This window comes from Leptolyngbya iicbica LK, assembly GCF_004212215.1.
Taxonomy (GTDB): domain Bacteria; phylum Cyanobacteriota; class Cyanobacteriia; order Phormidesmidales; family Phormidesmidaceae; genus Halomicronema; species Halomicronema iicbica.
Genome location: NZ_QVFV01000001.1, coordinates 519,265 through 534,578, shown reverse-complemented (window position 1 = coordinate 534,578; position 15,314 = coordinate 519,265). Strand labels below are relative to the sequence as shown.

Below are 15,314 nucleotides of genomic sequence, written 5' to 3'. Positions count from 1 at the left end.
TGTCATTCACAAAATGCCTCGCCCCTACGGAATATTTTATGGGGTGGTCATGGCGGCTAAAACGGGGCGGATGTCTTGGTTGGAAACCTGGTCGGTGATGAAGACATCGGCGATCGCCTTTGGCAAAATAAATCGCACGCGACCATCTTCGACTTTCTTATCCCCTTGCAGTAGGGCGATCAGCGCTTCGGCTCCGGCTTGACTAGGAATTGCCGTGGGGAGTTTGGTTTTTTCAATGAGCTGGTATTGGCGCTGGTCATCATCCCTTGACCACAGGTTCAAAGCCGTGGCGAGTTTGCCCGCCGCCACCATGCCGATCGCGACGGCTTCGCCATGATTGACGACGCGATAGCCAGTGGCGCTTTCGACCGCGTGACCGATGGTGTGCCCATAGTTGAGAATGGCCCGTAGCCCCGACTCTTTTTCGTCCTGAGCGACCACCTCAGCTTTGGCCTGGCACGATCGCGTCAAAATCATTTGCAGCAGTTCGCCTTCGACATAGCGATACTGATCGAGGCGATCGGTCTGTTCTAACGCCGCAAACAGCTCGGCATCCCAAATCACGCCGTATTTGATCACCTCAGCCATGCCCGCCCGAAACTCGCGGGGCGGCAGTGTCTTGAGCACTTGGGGATCAATTACCACCAATTTGGGCTGATGAAAGGCCCCGATCAAGTTTTTGCCTTGGGGATGGTTGACGCCAGTTTTGCCGCCGATGGAAGCATCGACCATTGCCAACAGGGAGGTGGGCACTTGAATAACGCCGATGCCCCGGAGCCAGGTTGCCGCTGCAAAGCCGGTCATGTCGCCAATGACACCGCCCCCCAACGCCACCATCGCCGACTTGCGTTCGAGCTTGGCGTCGTAGGCCGCATCATGAATTTTTTGGATGGAGCGGAGGGTTTTGTAGCGTTCTCCGGCGGGCAAAATGCAGGTGCTGACCTGATAGCCCACCGATTCCAGGGACTGGACGAGGCGATCGCCATAGTGGCGAAAGATGACTGGATTTGAGACGACCAGCAGCTTTTGTCCCGGTTTGACCAGTGGCTGCTCATGGTTGCTCAGCCATGCGCCCACGTGGTCAATGGCATCCTGAGCGATCACCACATCGTAGGGATTTTGGGGGATATCGACTGAAATTACGGACTTCATGGCGCGGTCAGCCTTTGAGCAAAACTCCAATAGTTTCCATCCTACTGGTTGGCGCACGTTGTCAGGTCAAGAGTTAACCGTCCTCTCTGGGATCAGGGGACGCTTCCCTACCGGAGGACCCAGCACAGTCGGGAGTGATACAAGGGAAGCGTCCCCTTGCTGCGGGTGATTTTTGATCGCTAAGGAATCGGGAATTTAAAATTCAAGTTTTGTCGGATAGACATTTTCTTGCTCTTAGACAGCCAAGATGGCTGTTCACACATCATTAAATTCCCATTCCTAAGGTGCAGTTTGTCGAGAGTGAGTACACTGGTGAGTGCATCTGTACTCTTGAGGGCGACGCGATGGTGACGGTGCTACATTTGTCCGACATTCACATGGGCAGCGGCTTTGCCCACGGGCGCATGAATCCTGAAACGGGGATGAACACGCGACTGGAAGATTTCGTGACGACGTTGAGTCGCTGTATTGATCGCGCGATCGCCGAACCTGCTGACCTCGTGCTGTTTGGCGGTGATGCCTTTCCCGATGCCACACCGCCGCCGCTGGTGCAGCAGGCTTTTGCCGGACAATTTCGGCGCTTGGCGGATGCGGGCATTCCCACGGTGTTACTGGTGGGCAACCATGACCAACATGCTCAGGGACAGGGGGGCGCGAGTCTCTGCATCTATCGCACGTTGGGAGTGCCGGGGGTGATTGTGGGCGATCGCCTCGCCACCCATCGGGTGGAGACGGCGGGTGGCCCGGTGCAAATCGTCACGCTGCCCTGGCTGACGCCCTCGGTGCTGCTCACCCGTCCCGAGATGGAAGGGTTATCGATGGCGCAGGTTAACGAACAATTGCTGGAGCGGTTACGGGTGGCCCTGGAGGGGGAAATTCGCCGCCTCGATCCGGATATTCCGACCATTTTGCTGGCCCACTTGATGACGGATACCGCCAGTTTTGGGGCGGAGAAATTTCTCGCAGTGGGGCGAGGCTTTAATGTGCCGATGGCGCTGCTGGCGCGGCCCTGCTTTGACTATGTGGCATTGGGCCATGTCCACAAACACCAGATTTTGTGCGAGTCGCCGCCAGTGGTCTATCCCGGCAGCATCGAGCGGGTCGATTTCAGCGAGGCGGAGGAACCGAAGGGGTATGTGTGGGCAGAGGTCGCCAAAGGCACAACCCAGGTGGAATTTTGTCCGCTGCCGGTGCGCCCCTTTCTCACCATCAAGGCGGATCTGACCAAACGCGATCGCCCCCAAGACCAGTTGTTGAAAGCGATCTCCCAACATGACCTCACCGATGCCGTCGTGCGGCTGATGTATAGCCTCCGCCCCGACCAAATGGATGAACTGGACAACGCCGCCCTCTATGAAGCGTTAGCGACGGCCCATACCTACACCATTCATCCGCAAATGGTGTCGCCCCAAGGGCGATCGCGCCTGCCCGAACTCACGCCGGGCGACAGCCTCGACCCCATCGCCGCGCTGCAAACCTATTTGAACAATCGTGACGATCTAGCGGAACTCGCTGCTGACATGACTGCCGCCGCCCAAGCCCTGCTCGAAGATACGCCCTACGAGCCAGACCCTTCGACGGATGTAGCGGTTGACACCCCTCCCCCAGAGGACGACGCCTCGCGGCAACTGCGGCTCCTATAACTGTTCCTCGGCAGTTCTCTGGGGACAAGCTTAAAATAGAGCCATTTCACCCCGGAGACGAGGCCCGTGATGCAAGACGCGATCGCCACCGCCCTGGAAAAAAAGGACTTTCGCACGGCGGCCAAATTGCTCCAGCAGTGGAAACAGCAGGACGCCAAAGATCCCCACTTTTTGCTGATGGCGGGGAAATATCAAGAAGCGACCGAGCGGTGGGAGCAGGCGGAGAAAGCCTATCTCGCGGTTTTGCGGCAGGTCACCAATGCCAAAATCATGTCTCAAGCGCGACAGGGCATTCAGCGGGTGCAGGCCAGCATCGCCCAAGCCAAAGAGCACGCCCTAGAAACCGCCCGCGCCCAGCCCGAGGGCCAAGCGCCCGGCCTCATGTGCTTAGAACCCGTGGCCGGAGAGCAGCGACAAGCCGCCGCCCAGGGCCTCGCCAAAGTCATGGGCATTGATGCTTATATGGCGCGGTTGCAGGTGCCCAGCCGCGAATGGCGACTCTATCGAGTTGGCCCCGTGGGCGATTTGCAATATTACAGTCGTGCCTTGACCGAGGCGCAGATGCCCGCCTTTTGGGTGAAACAGGCTGAGATCAAAAATTTGCCAGTCTTTCGGGTGCAAAACTTTCGACGGGTTGAACCCCAGGCCGAAGTGATTTGTGTGAATGCCGACGGCCAAATGGGCGCGATCGCCTTCGACTGGAGCGAAGTCACCCAACTGGTTATGGGGCAGATTCCGCTGTTTGAGTCCGTGGTGGATTTAGGCGCTTGGCGCAAATTGAAGCGTGCCGAAAAGACCCAGGACTACGCCGAAGTGATTGATTTGCACTGCCATGGACGGCGCTGTGTGTTGCGCCTGTGCGATCGCACCTACGATTTTCGTCAGGGCAATCCGCTGCCGAATGCCGAGGCCATTCCCGATAAAGGGTTAGCCATGCGGCCCCAGTGGCAAGCCTTGGTGCAGTACCTGCGAGATCGTGTCACCGGGCCAACCCACGACGGCTTTAGCAAATTTGGGGATAGTGCGATCGAGTTTATTGACCTGCTGCCACCGCTCAATCCCCAGTTAGATCTGGCCCGCGTCAAAGAAAGCAACTGGGATCCCACCTTTCACCTCTACAGCGGCTTGCACTTTGTCCGCTATAGCGCCGTCACGGCGGCCTCGGCGAGCTGACGGCCAAACTGTGGAACTGGCTACACCAAGCGTGGCTCCCGATGCGGTAGTGAATGGATAACCCGGTGCGTAGCTAGCTGTCCGCGCAGCATCATTATGCCCGGCGTGCCCTGAATCGCTGGATGTGTCTCTATGCAGTCATTTGCCGATCGCCCCGCAGTTGCCACCGCACTATGGCAGCGATTGCAGCTGTGGATGCAACCGGAAGTTTGGATCGCCAGCCTATCAGCGGGATTGGTCACGGGCATTATCGGGGTGATTCGTGCCATCTCCTATGCCAGCCTAATTTTTTCCGGCACGCTGGCGCTGCATCTGCCGACGGGGCTGGGTATGACCGTTTTCAGCACGGGCATGACGTTGGGCGTCGTCGCCCTCACCAGCGGCCTCCCCGGCATGATCGCCACCCCCTTAGCCGCACCGACGACGATACTGGCGCTGATGGCCGCCGACATTGCCGCCGAGTTAGCCGAGGCTGACGCGGAGGTGGCGTTAGTAACGGTGCTAGCGGCGATCGCTCTCAGTGCGCTACTGACGGGTAGCCTGCTGCTGATTTTGGGACTGTTGCGGCAGGGCGATCGCATTCGGTTTGTGCCGTATCCCGTGGTCGGGGGCTTCATGGCGGGGACGGGCTGGCTCTTGACGAAAGGCTTTGTGCAAATCACTACGGGTCGCCCGCTCGATGCTGCCCTGCTCGGAGATTTGGCCCAGCCAACGGTGTTGTGGGGATGGCTACCGGGCGTTGGCTTTGCGATCGCCCTCCTCATTGCCACCCGTCGCTGGCAGCAGTTTTGGGTGATGCCAGCCACGCTGCTCGTCTGCACTGCGAGCTTTTTCGGCGCATTGCAACTGGCAGATATTTCCCTCGACCAGGCCCGTGCTGCGGGCTGGTTACTCGGCCCCTTTCCTGACGGGTCACAGCTCTGGCAACCGCTCACGGTATCCGCGATCGCCCAAATTCAGTGGGGGGCGATCGCCCATCAGGCCGACAGTTTAGTAACAGTGATGTTCGTCACCCTGTTATCGCTGCTGCTCAGCAACAGCAGCATTGAGCTGATCGTGGGGCGCGACCTCAGCCTCAATCGCGAGATGAAATCCGTCGGGCTGGCAAATCTGCTGTCGGGGTTCGGCAGCGGCATGGGCGGCACTCAAGCCCTCCCCAGTACGCTGCTCGTGAATAATCTGGCGGCGAACTATCGCCTGACAGGGCTCATCGCGGTGCTGCCCTCTATAGCCGTCCTCGCTCTTGGCTCGGCCTTTTTGGCTTATCTGCCCAAAGCGGTGCTTGGCAGCCTGATTCTCTATCTCGGTCTCTCGCTGCTGTGGCAGTGGCTGTATCAGGCATATTTCAAACTGCCGCTGAGCGATTATTTGACGGTTTTGGTCACGCTGGTGTTGATCGACTGGGTCGGGTTTCTTGCAGGGATTACCGTCGGCTTTGTCATCACCGTGGTGCTGTTTATGTATCGCTACAGCCAGGTCGATGTGGCGAAGCAGGTGTTTTCGGGGGCCACTGGGCGCAGCAACACTCTGAACCGGACTCCTGAGCAAGCGGCGCTGCTGGCCCAGCAGGGCGACCAAATTTATGCGTTAGAGCTGCAAGGCTTTCTCTTTTTTGGGACGGCTAATTATTTGTTGAACAAGGTGCGCGATCGCCTCACTCAATCCGCGACGGCATCTGAAAGCACCTCTGCCGCCGTGCCCCTCCGTTACGTCGTGATCGATTTTCGCCAGGTAACGGGGCTCGACTCCTCCGCTGTCCTCACCTTTAACAAAATTCTGAAGCTCGCCCGCCAGGAAAATTTCACCCTGGTGCTGACCAATCTCTTGCCGGAGTGTGAACAGGCATTGGAACGGGGACAAGGCTTGGATTTTGGCAGCGATCGCTGCCAAGTCTTGACCGACTTAGATCGGGGATTGGCCTGGTGCGAACAGCAAATTCTGACCCAAGCTGATCTGCCAGCCGATGCTCCCGCCAGCCTGTCCGCACTCCTAGAACAGCAATTTCTTACCTCGGCCCAGGTAGCCCGTTTTTTGCCCTATCTGACAGCGCACTCGGTGCCCGCTGGCCATTCTCTCTATGCAGAAGAGCAACCCGCGAACCTCTATTTCATTGAGTCGGGTCAGGTCGATGTCTTGTTAGAACTCGAAGATGGCCGCACCAAACGCCTGCAAACCTGCGCCAGCGGTCAACTATTGGGGGAAATGCGCTTTTACAACAAGGTGCCGCTATCCACTGCGGTCATCACCAAAACCCCCTGCCACCTGTTTGCGCTGACGCCAACGGCTTACCAACAAATGCAGGCAACTGATCCCGATTTGGTGACTGCCCTCCAGCGTCATATTGTGGAATTGCTCTGCGACAGCCTCATTCGCCGAGGTGAGCAACTGCGTGTCATGCAATAGGGTTCGTGTGCTGGCAGAACTTCCTCGGCATAGCCAACAACTTGTACGGGTTGGGCACTGCCCAACCCCAACGATAGGGAACGCGACTGGCATGTAACGCCCAAAAGACTGCCGCCTTTTGGGGTGGCGATCGCAGTCCCCTGGTTCCTGTTCAACCGTTTTCGGCAGGCGAACCATAGGTGGCTGCCATGCGGGCTTGATGCTCTTGTTGGCGATGGTCTAATTCCATCTCCGCTTCCAATTCCTTGCCCAAGAAGTAGTTCAGGAACGTCCGCACGATCGCAATAATCGCCAACCGAATTAAGTCTTCGGTGCTGGGTGTCACCGTCGTTGCCAACACATCCGCTCCGAGTTGAAACTCCAGCGCGATCGCCAGCCACAGACCAAACTTGAGACGAACTTGGTTAAAGGGAAACTCTTCACCGCGCCGCATCCGTCGCCGCGTTTGCCCGATGAGCTGCCCCGTTTTGACTAAGCCAAATATCACGCAAAACACAGAAATTGATTCGAGGATGATTTTGGCCCAGGCCACCACCCAGTTCAGACCGTGTTCCCAACCTTGCAATAATTCCGGTTCCATCCATTTACGCCCGATCGCCCGTTCTATTTATAAGCCACGGTGGGGCGATCGCTGCCGGGCCAACTTCAAGATGCATTGCAAATCGTGCATACCGCACCGGCTTCAACCGCGCTATCTTGTGTCTAGCCATGTAGGCCTGGGAGCTGCGTGGATCGCCCTAGCGGTGACTCAAGCTACTTGCCCATGGGGCAATCCTTCAGTATCTCTTTAGATTTTGCATGAAAAGGCGTCAATCCCGCCCCGGGTGTCGTTATTCGCCTTCTGGCGTGGACGAAACCTAGGGCGATAGCGGCTTACTGCCCTGAACTTTCGGATACCTTGGATCTCAGCTGGGCACTCTGAAATTAACCGAGCAGGTTGACCTGGGTTTACGAGATGCTAGGAAAGTTAATCATCGTGTCAGGTTTCCCGTAGCATGGGGCACAATAAACCCGTTCCAGAAGGTGTGTCGAAAAATCTTGGCATGTTCTGGTTGCAACTTTCCCCCAACAATATTGATGACGCAAACGGAGCGTTAGAGAATCCATGAGCATTGAAAAGATTGTTGAGCAAGCCCTCCAAGATGGCTATTTAACTCCCGCGATGGAAGCAGAAGTTGGGCGAATTTGTGACACCGCTTCCGAACTCTCGATCGAAGAGTACATGGCCCTCGATCGCTTAATGGGGGCTTTGTTGACTGGCGAAGTCGTCGCGGTTCCCCGCAAGCAATTCATTAACGTGATGGAAGAATTGGTGCTCACCGAAGCGATCGCTCGTGTCGCCGAGATCGAGTCCAATTCTGACACCACGTTAGATTTGGGCGATATTGCCGCCTACGCGCTCAATCGGCTGCCACCGCTTTACGCGACGACGGAGGAAGGGGCTTCCTTCCAGCGCAATAATGCCAAGGTGGAATTGTCGGCGCTGATTGCGGATCAAGTGAAGGAAGCGATTGCCCGCAGCCTCAATCAGCCTGACTTTTATCCTGAGCGGCGATCGTTGACCAAAGGAACCGCTGGCGAAAGCGTTCTGGGCCAAGTCACTGATCTGTTGCAAGATTACGCCCACAAATTTTCACCCGAAACCCAAGGCGCTTCGCAATAAGGTCATGGTGATGACTACGCATGGGGCGTTAGGCGACTGGCCTAGCGCCCCTATTTTTCGTCTAGCCGAGCGGTTTGGATTGTTTCTGTCACAAATTGGTCGCGGTCATTCAACCGCCAACTCTGCATTTGCACTTTCCCTTCGGCAGTGATCGAGAGAATGGGATAGGAATAGCCGGACCAGGCCAACTGGCGATCGCGCTCGGAGGGCACGGCAGGATGATCGGGATGCGAGTGATAAATGCCGACAATCGACCACCCGCGATCGCGACTCTCGCGCTGGGCCTGAAGCAATATCTGGGGATCAATCCAAAAGCGATTGCGTTTGCTGGGGGAAGACTGAGAGCGATCGCCCTCGGCAAATGGATTGACCGCTGCCGTCCAGGTATTCTCGACTGGCATCACTGCGGTGACCCGAGCCAGCTCTTGACGGGCATCATAGACCCCCAACAGCAAGCCACAACACTCCTCAGGATAGCTCTGTGCCGCCTCGGCTTTCATCAACTGTATTTGCTCTGACTGAAGGATTAAAGTCACGCTAACTATTAAATTGCATTGGCATCCTCCAGTGTGCCGCAACCCGACGTAGCCTATGTCCGTGGCCTCAAGGTTTGATTTTCCTCGCTCAGCGGTAGCCTTACTCACAACGTCCCCTGTCACCGGGCTGGAGTCGTCGTTGTGCCAGCCTTGTAGCTGCCTGTTGTGAGACCAATCTTAAAGAGTACTGGCCCCCTGTCAGGAGCCACTATCCTTCATCGCCAACACATCTCACCTGTCAATAGACCATGAAATCTCTTTTGAAAATGCTTGTGCAAATCTTATGAAATCAAGATGGTTCGATGCCGTCTTGTATTGTTATTTGCACTTCTCTTATCTCAATCAGGAGATCATTGTGAAAAAAGCATATTTAGTCGGACTGGCCCTATTGGGCAGCTTAGGCGCTTTGTTGCCCGCCAAAGCGATGGCTCAGAGCAACTGCGTCGACTTGCAAGAAGTCACCAGCGGCCAAACGCAAATTCGGAAACAAATTCGGGTGGGCTTCTTAGGCCCTGGCAATATGCACACTGATTTTTCGGTACCCCCCAATAGTGGACTGCGCTTTTTTGAGGTGAGCTTTGTGCCCGAAAATCGAGCCCGCTATGATGCGCAAGTCAACTTTCGCTATAGCAGTGGCGCTCAAGCGACCGTATTTTCCTCGGGCGGTGACGTCACCCCGAACCAGTTGTATTCACGCTGGTTCGTGTCACCGACTGGCGAGCTGCCATTCTTAATCAACACGAGTGTCAGCGGTGAAAACAACACGGCTTACACCATCTCCGTCCGAGGTTGTCAAGACTTTTAAGTCGACTCTGTGGCTCCGGCTGACGCCGCCTGAGGTGTCAAAGCCTGGGTCACAGCATCGACCACTTGATCCAGGGCGATCGCTCGGGAGGCTTTGAACAACACGCGATCGCCCGGTTGCAGCATGGCTTTGAGCCGTTCAATTAACTGCGATGCCGCGTCAAACGTTTCGACCGGAACGCCGCTGGCCCCGTTGGCTAAAGCTTGGGTTTCTGCGGGGTCGGCCAGGGTGAGCAAAGCATCCAATTCCAGGTGTGCCACACATTTGCCGACTTGCTCGTGCAGCCGGACGGAATGCTCACCGAGTTCTTTCATGGTGCCGAGCACGGCAATGTGACGCTGGCCGGGGGTTTGTTTCAGCAAGTGCAGGGCGGCCTGCATCGATTCCGCCCCGGCGTTGTAAGTTTCATCGAGTAGCTCAATGTCGTTGGGAAGGGGGATGCGCCGGGCGCGACCACTGGGCAGCGTGACGGTCAAGCCTGATTGCAGCACGCGCCAGTCTAAATCAAAGGCTTGCATCACCGCGATCGCGGCCAAAAAGTTCACTGCATTGTGTTGACCGGGCAAGGGCAACGGCAGCGTGACGCCATTCACCTCCATCTCGCTGGGGCTCAGCAACTGGCCGTGAATATCTCCCCCGGTTAAGCCATAGGTGATTTGTCGGCCCGACCAGAGGTCCGCTGCCGTTTGTATCAAACGAGGATTGTCATAGTTCAAAACGGCAATGCCGTTAGGTGAGAGACCGCCTAAGAGTTCGCATTTGGCATCAGCGATCGCCTGCTCTGAGCCCAACAGTTCAATATGTGCGGTGCCCACATTCGTGATCACCGCGACATCCGGCTCCGTAATTTGCGTCAGCAGGTTAATTTGTCCGGCGCCGCGCATCCCCATCTCAATGACGCCATAGTGGTGCTCGGGGGTCAGTGAGAGTAGCGTTTTCGGCACCCCGATCTCATTGTTGTAGTTGGCCTGAGTCTTGAGCACCGGGCCTTGGGTTTGCAGCGCCGCCGCGATCAGCTCTTTCGTGGTCGTTTTGCCAACGGAGCCCGTGACGGCAACCAGGGGCGTGGCGAGTTGCTGTCGCCACCAGTGAGCGATCGCTTGATAAGCCGCCAGGGTATCGGCGACCTGAAGTCGCGGTTGGGCCTCAACGGGCTCCTGCACAATTACCCCGGCGGCCCCCTCCGCGATCGCTTGAGCCGCAAACGTGTGACCGTTGAAGCGATCGCCCGTCAGGGCCAAAAACCAATCCTGGGGACTGATTTGGCGCGTATCGGTTGAAATGCCAAAGGCCGCCTTAGTCAACAGTCCGGCGTCATCGACCAGCGTTCCTCCGGTCACCGCCACCAGGTCTGACACAGCGATCTGAAAAGCCAAAACGTCTTACTCCACAACGGTAAAGGCTGATGATAGACACCACCTTGATGCCGCCACCAGCCAACAGGGCTGCCAGAATTCTCCCACAGGTCTACTGCTTTTCAGAGCTGCGGCTACGCCGGAACCCGCTATGACTGAGATTGAGTCGTGGGCATGACTTGCGTCAGCACAGTGTAAATCACCAGGGCGGAAAGAATGCCGTTAATGGGAACGATGCCCCAACCAATTTGATTGGTAAAGTAAGCGATCGCCGATGCCGCCACATAAGCAATTACCCCAGCCCAATTAAAGGCGGGTTGCGGTTCACTCACTGCGGGAAAAGTGCCCCGGCGGTTAATCCAGTAATCGGCCATGATGATGCCGCCAATGGGGGGAATAAAGGTACCCAGCAAAATCAGGTACTGCACCAGCATTTCGTAAATGCCGCCCCAGGCCAGCACCAGCGCAAAGGTCGCCCCACCGAGCACCAACAACGTCCGCTTATTCGTGCGAAACATATTGGACCCGGCGATCGAAAAGGCATAAATCGTGTTGTCTTGGGTCGTCCACATATTGAAGAAGAACAAAATGAGGCCCCAAATTAACAATCCTTGGGTGGCCATCACCTGTACAATATCTGGCTCGCCATAGACCTTGGCGCAAAAAGCACCGCTGAAAATCAAAAAGCCATTGCCCAAAAAGAATGCAATCAGCGTCGCGATGAATCCAGCCTTACCCGACTTGGCAAAGCGGCTCCAGTTCGTAGCTTGGGTCCCGCCCGACACAAAGGTGCCGACAATAATGGTAATAGCTGCGCTCAGCGGTAGGGGATCGCCTAGTTCCGCTGCTTGTAAGCCCGCGAACCCGCCGACATCGCCCGCTGCGATCGACAAGCTCCACACCATCAGCACCACCATCGCCGGGACAGCTATGCGGCTCAACCAATCCATCGCTTTATAGCCAAAGTACGCTGTGGAACAAAACCCATAGGTAAAAAACAGGATGATGAACCAGTTCCAGGATTCCGGCACACCTGCCAAATTGTTGAGCAGCTGCGCCATTAAGGCTGAGCCCCAGGCGTACCACCCAATCTGGGTAAAGCCCAAGATGAAATCGACCCACCGCGACCCGACGCTGCCAAAGCTAAAGCGAGCCATCAAGACAGTGGTCAGTCCGGTTTCGCCAGCGATGTAACCCAGGAAAGCAGCATACAGGCCCAGAATCAGGTTGCCGAGCAAAATAATGCCTACGAGATCAGGCCAAAACTGAAACGAGGGGCCAACGAGCCCGCCGGCAAATAGGGTGCCAGAATATAGGGTGAAGCCAGCCAAAATCGGGGCCAGCGAAATCATGGACTTGCGAGCAGATTCGGGTACCGGACTTAAGGGGAAATCTTCCGCTTTACTGCCGGTGACGGGCTTTTCGGTCACACTGGTCATGGGAACAGCTCAAGGTAGACAACAGTTATAGAGTTCAGCGATCGCTGATCGCAATCACTCAGGTTTTTTGATATCCGGCATTTGGGTACCGTGGCGACAGCTACCAGTTCGCAGCAGTCGACCACACAGCGTACCAGAAAATATTTGCAGGCATTCTAAAAGACAGTTGACGGGCACGGTGTATCCGTTGCAACGCGATCGCGCCGCTACCTGAACCGGGGCTCAAGATATGTGGGCCTCATGATCCCCACGATTTGGGCGACCCTGGTATTGCCCCCGAAGAACCGTCCAGAAAAGGAAATACCCATGTAAGGTGGGGATATAAGGCGATCGCACGTAGCATGGCAAAACCCCAAAAATTCCAAGGGCAATCGGCCCTCCGCTCCCAAGACTTACTGGCCTTTTATCGTCGGGTGAGTCAGTCATTGTTGACTGTGGTGGATGTCGAAACGACGGGCTCTTTGCCCTATCGAGGCGCTCGCGTCATTGAGGTATCAGTTTTACAAGCCAGCCTGGCCGATGGCATTTTGCACCAAGAAACTCACCTCATTAATCCCGGGGTGCGTGTACCGGCCATGATTACGCGCATCACAGGCATTACCCAAACGATGGTGTCGCAGGGCGTGTTTCCTGAAGAGGTGTGGCCCGACTGCCTCGACCGCCTCGAAACTGGCGTGCTCACGGCTCACAACCTCGAATTTGACTATCGCTTTTTGCAAGCGGAATATCGGCAGTTGGACTATACCTTTAAGCGCCCTGCCCCTGAGCAACTGTGCACTGTGCTGTTGTCGCGCTTACTGCTGGCCGATTTGCCGTCTCGGAGTCTACCTAACTTAGTCCAACATTTTGGCTTCGAGGTGGGAACTTCGCACCGGGCAGGGGCCGATACCCGCGCCTGCTGGCTGCTGGCCGAGCTTCTGCTCAAGCAAATTCAGTCGGAAGATGAATCGTCGCTATTGCAGCGATTTGGGCGACAGTGGATTCGCCTGCAAGAGGCTGCCGTGATGCTGGCCTTGCCGACGAAAACGGCTCAGCAATTATTGACCGATGCCCAGATTGAGAGTCGGTTTTCGAAACGGAAAAATCGACCCCTGTATCGCCGGGGTGATGTGGAACGGATTGCCCAAGAGCGCTCCGGTGAGCAACTGTCTATCCTCGTATGAGGGGTGATCACTTTAGGCGTCTCCAACCGCAAAAATATCTGGCTGCGGTGCATTACGCGGCGCTCATGACACCCTACGAGGGGGGAAATTCTTTTCCAGAGATTGCCTTACCCTAATCGCACCTTTTACCCAGGGGACGGTTCCCTGTAGAATTGCCCGACACGTTTAAGGCATCGTTCGAGGGACCCGTCCCCTGAGCGGCTGAAACACTCCGTCTAAAGGCTGGCATCTCCTGGCATCTCATTCCGTTGCGAAAATCGGCCTCAGACTGCACTGACCTGCAATACTCAGGACGATAAGGGCGACCTAAGGACGATCGTAGCGATCGCCAGCGTCTGGGAAAAACGCTCCTTACTCCTGTTCGAACCCTGTCGGCGATTCCATTTTCCTATGGCTCATCCGTCTGTTCCGGCCTCTCGTCGCCACCCCGCTGCGCCCGACCCTTGGCTCGCGGTAAACTATGCGCTGATTTTTCCGGGTCTCGGCCAGTTATACAGCCGCTATTGGTGGAAAGGGGGGATATTAGTGGCGATCGCCGTTACCTCAATCATTTTCTGCGTCTGGTCCATTTTTGGGGCCCACGGCAACACCCTTCATGGCTTTTGGGCTGTGGGCTGGCTGGTTGTGCTGTACAGCTTCAGCATTTTGGATGCCTATCGCGGCACCCAAGAAAACTACGGGCAGCGCATTTCGGTGCCAAAGGGCCGCAAAGATATTTGGTATGCCGTCTTTTTATCGCAGGTGTTGCCTGGTTTGGGCCACTTGTATATTCAGCAGGCGCTCCTCGGCGGGCTGTGGCTCCTGGCGGGCATTCTCACCGCTTGGCTGGCCAATCAGCAGCCGTTGCTGGCCCCCTTTCCTCCCGCGATTTGGGCCTTCAGCTGCTATCACGTTTACCGCAACTTTCCGGGGCACTCTCGCCGCACATCCAGCGCGATCGCGCTGCTCATTCTCGGGCTATTCATTACGCGGTTAGTCCTTGGCAACACCCCCAACTGGATTGACCAGAATTTCATCCAAAGCATTGTGCCTAGCGAGTCAATGGTGCCGACGTTGCAGGTGGGCGATCGCTTATTTGTGCGCCCCAGCCCAAGATATGTGCCTCAAACTGGTGACATCGTCGTCTTTTATCCCCCCGAGGCGCTCCAGGCCATGCTCCCTGCGGCCCGCCGCGAAAATTTGTTCGTGAAACGGGTCATTGGCAAACCGGGCGAAACCGTTGCCGTTACGGGCGGGCAGGTCTTGATCAATGGCGTTGTCTTGTCAGAGGAGTATATTCAGTCACCGCCCGATTATGAATGGGGTCCCGCAACTGTGCCGCCGGCTCAGTATTTTGTGCTGGGCGACAACCGCAATGACAGCGGCGACTCTCATGTGTGGGGCTATCTACCAACTGAGAAAATCTTGGGGCGGGCCTACAAAATTTACTGGCCCCCCGATCGCATTCAACCCCTACCCGGTGGTCGTCAAAGATCGTGATGCAAGGAAAAGGGGATGCTACGAATAGGCTGGTGGCTTAACGAGCTGTTCCCCTTACCGGGTTTTAGCCTTGGCTTGAGAGGGGCCACCCTGGGGCTAGCGTCTCGCTGCGTCAGACGTTCTAACCGCCTTGCCCTCAGCGGAGTCAATTCCCAAAATCAGCCGCTCATGACCCACATTTTAGTTGTTTGAATCAATGATTTTAAAGGGCAAAAATATCGGCATAGTAAGACGGAAATAATAGACTTTCTAATACGAATTTAATTTAAAACGACAACAGCACCCAGAACGGTTTCTTGAGGAATCTCCCGATATTAGGTGAGCCTTTAAAGAGCCATCTCGATAACAATGCCGACGACTTTGCGCCCCGCTGTATCTAAGACTTAACTCTCGTGCTACAAGGTTAAGGAGATATCAAAAACCTGGCTGGATGCTGTTGCCTGTGATGACGTTTCAGACGTTAAATCGATAACGAACCTCCTATTTAACGTGGGCTGAACGGT

At 56.0% G+C, this 15,314-nt stretch carries 12 protein-coding genes; 7 read left to right on the top strand and 5 right to left on the bottom strand.

Annotation, left to right across the window (positions count from 1 at the left end):
• Positions 1-36: 36 nt before the first annotated feature.
• The gene (gene aroB / locus DYY88_RS02215) at positions 37-1,152 is read right to left on the bottom strand and encodes a 3-dehydroquinate synthase (protein ID WP_039725236.1); all 1,116 of its coding nucleotides are present in this window, start codon (positions 1,150-1,152) and stop codon (positions 37-39) included.
• A gap of 344 nt (positions 1,153-1,496) precedes the next feature.
• Here aroB and sbcD point away from each other — a divergent pair, with 344 nt between their 5' ends.
• From sbcD to DYY88_RS02200, 3 genes are all read left to right on the top strand, one after another.
• Positions 1,497-2,795 carry an exonuclease subunit SbcD gene (gene sbcD, locus DYY88_RS02210; protein ID WP_044150866.1) on the top strand — a complete coding sequence of 433 codons (1,299 nt, stop codon included), beginning with the start codon at positions 1,497-1,499 and terminating at the stop codon, positions 2,793-2,795.
• 69 nt (positions 2,796-2,864) lie between these two features.
• Positions 2,865-3,968: a hypothetical protein gene (locus tag DYY88_RS02205; protein ID WP_039725235.1), complete on the top strand. Its 1,104-nt coding sequence runs from the start codon at positions 2,865-2,867 to the stop codon at positions 3,966-3,968.
• A 132-nt stretch (positions 3,969-4,100) separates the two neighbouring features.
• Positions 4,101-6,371, top strand: coding sequence for a SulP family inorganic anion transporter (locus DYY88_RS02200; protein WP_039725234.1), 2,271 nt, complete (start codon positions 4,101-4,103; stop codon positions 6,369-6,371).
• A gap of 151 nt (positions 6,372-6,522) precedes the next feature.
• On the opposite strand, the gene DYY88_RS02195 is transcribed toward DYY88_RS02200, so the two are convergent.
• Positions 6,523-6,951, bottom strand: coding sequence for a DUF1622 domain-containing protein (locus DYY88_RS02195; RefSeq protein WP_044150862.1), 429 nt, complete (start codon positions 6,949-6,951; stop codon positions 6,523-6,525).
• Positions 6,952-7,476: 525 nt separating this feature from the next.
• Between DYY88_RS02195 and DYY88_RS02190 the strand changes: the two genes are divergently transcribed.
• Positions 7,477-8,034 carry a late competence development ComFB family protein gene (locus tag DYY88_RS02190; RefSeq protein WP_039725233.1) on the top strand — a complete coding sequence of 186 codons (558 nt, stop codon included), beginning with the start codon at positions 7,477-7,479 and terminating at the stop codon, positions 8,032-8,034.
• 50 nt (positions 8,035-8,084) lie between these two features.
• Here DYY88_RS02190 and DYY88_RS02185 read toward each other — a convergent pair whose 3' ends face one another.
• Positions 8,085-8,570, bottom strand: coding sequence for a M67 family metallopeptidase (locus DYY88_RS02185; RefSeq protein ID WP_044150860.1), 486 nt, complete (start codon positions 8,568-8,570; stop codon positions 8,085-8,087).
• Positions 8,571-8,925: 355 nt separating this feature from the next.
• Here DYY88_RS02185 and DYY88_RS02180 point away from each other — a divergent pair, with 355 nt between their 5' ends.
• Entirely contained in the window at positions 8,926-9,375 is a 450-nt protein-coding gene (locus DYY88_RS02180; protein ID WP_130199301.1) for a hypothetical protein, read from the top strand.
• Here DYY88_RS02180 and DYY88_RS02175 read toward each other — a convergent pair.
• Both DYY88_RS02175 and codB read right to left on the bottom strand, forming a co-directional pair.
• Entirely contained in the window at positions 9,372-10,751 is a 1,380-nt protein-coding gene (locus DYY88_RS02175) for a UDP-N-acetylmuramoyl-tripeptide--D-alanyl-D-alanine ligase (protein WP_044150858.1), read from the bottom strand. The genes DYY88_RS02180 and DYY88_RS02175 overlap by 4 nt on opposite strands.
• Before the next feature lie 128 nt (positions 10,752-10,879).
• Entirely contained in the window at positions 10,880-12,169 is a 1,290-nt protein-coding gene (gene codB, locus DYY88_RS02170) for a cytosine permease (RefSeq protein WP_044150856.1), read from the bottom strand.
• A 341-nt stretch (positions 12,170-12,510) separates the two neighbouring features.
• Between codB and DYY88_RS02165 the strand changes: the two genes are divergently transcribed.
• The gene (locus tag DYY88_RS02165) at positions 12,511-13,332 is read left to right on the top strand and encodes a 3'-5' exonuclease (protein ID WP_039725232.1); all 822 of its coding nucleotides are present in this window, start codon (positions 12,511-12,513) and stop codon (positions 13,330-13,332) included.
• A 390-nt stretch (positions 13,333-13,722) separates the two neighbouring features.
• A complete protein-coding gene (gene lepB / locus DYY88_RS02160) occupies positions 13,723-14,811 on the top strand; it encodes a signal peptidase I (RefSeq protein ID WP_044150854.1) in 1,089 nt (362 codons plus the stop codon).
• Positions 14,812-15,314: the final 503 nt, after the last annotated feature.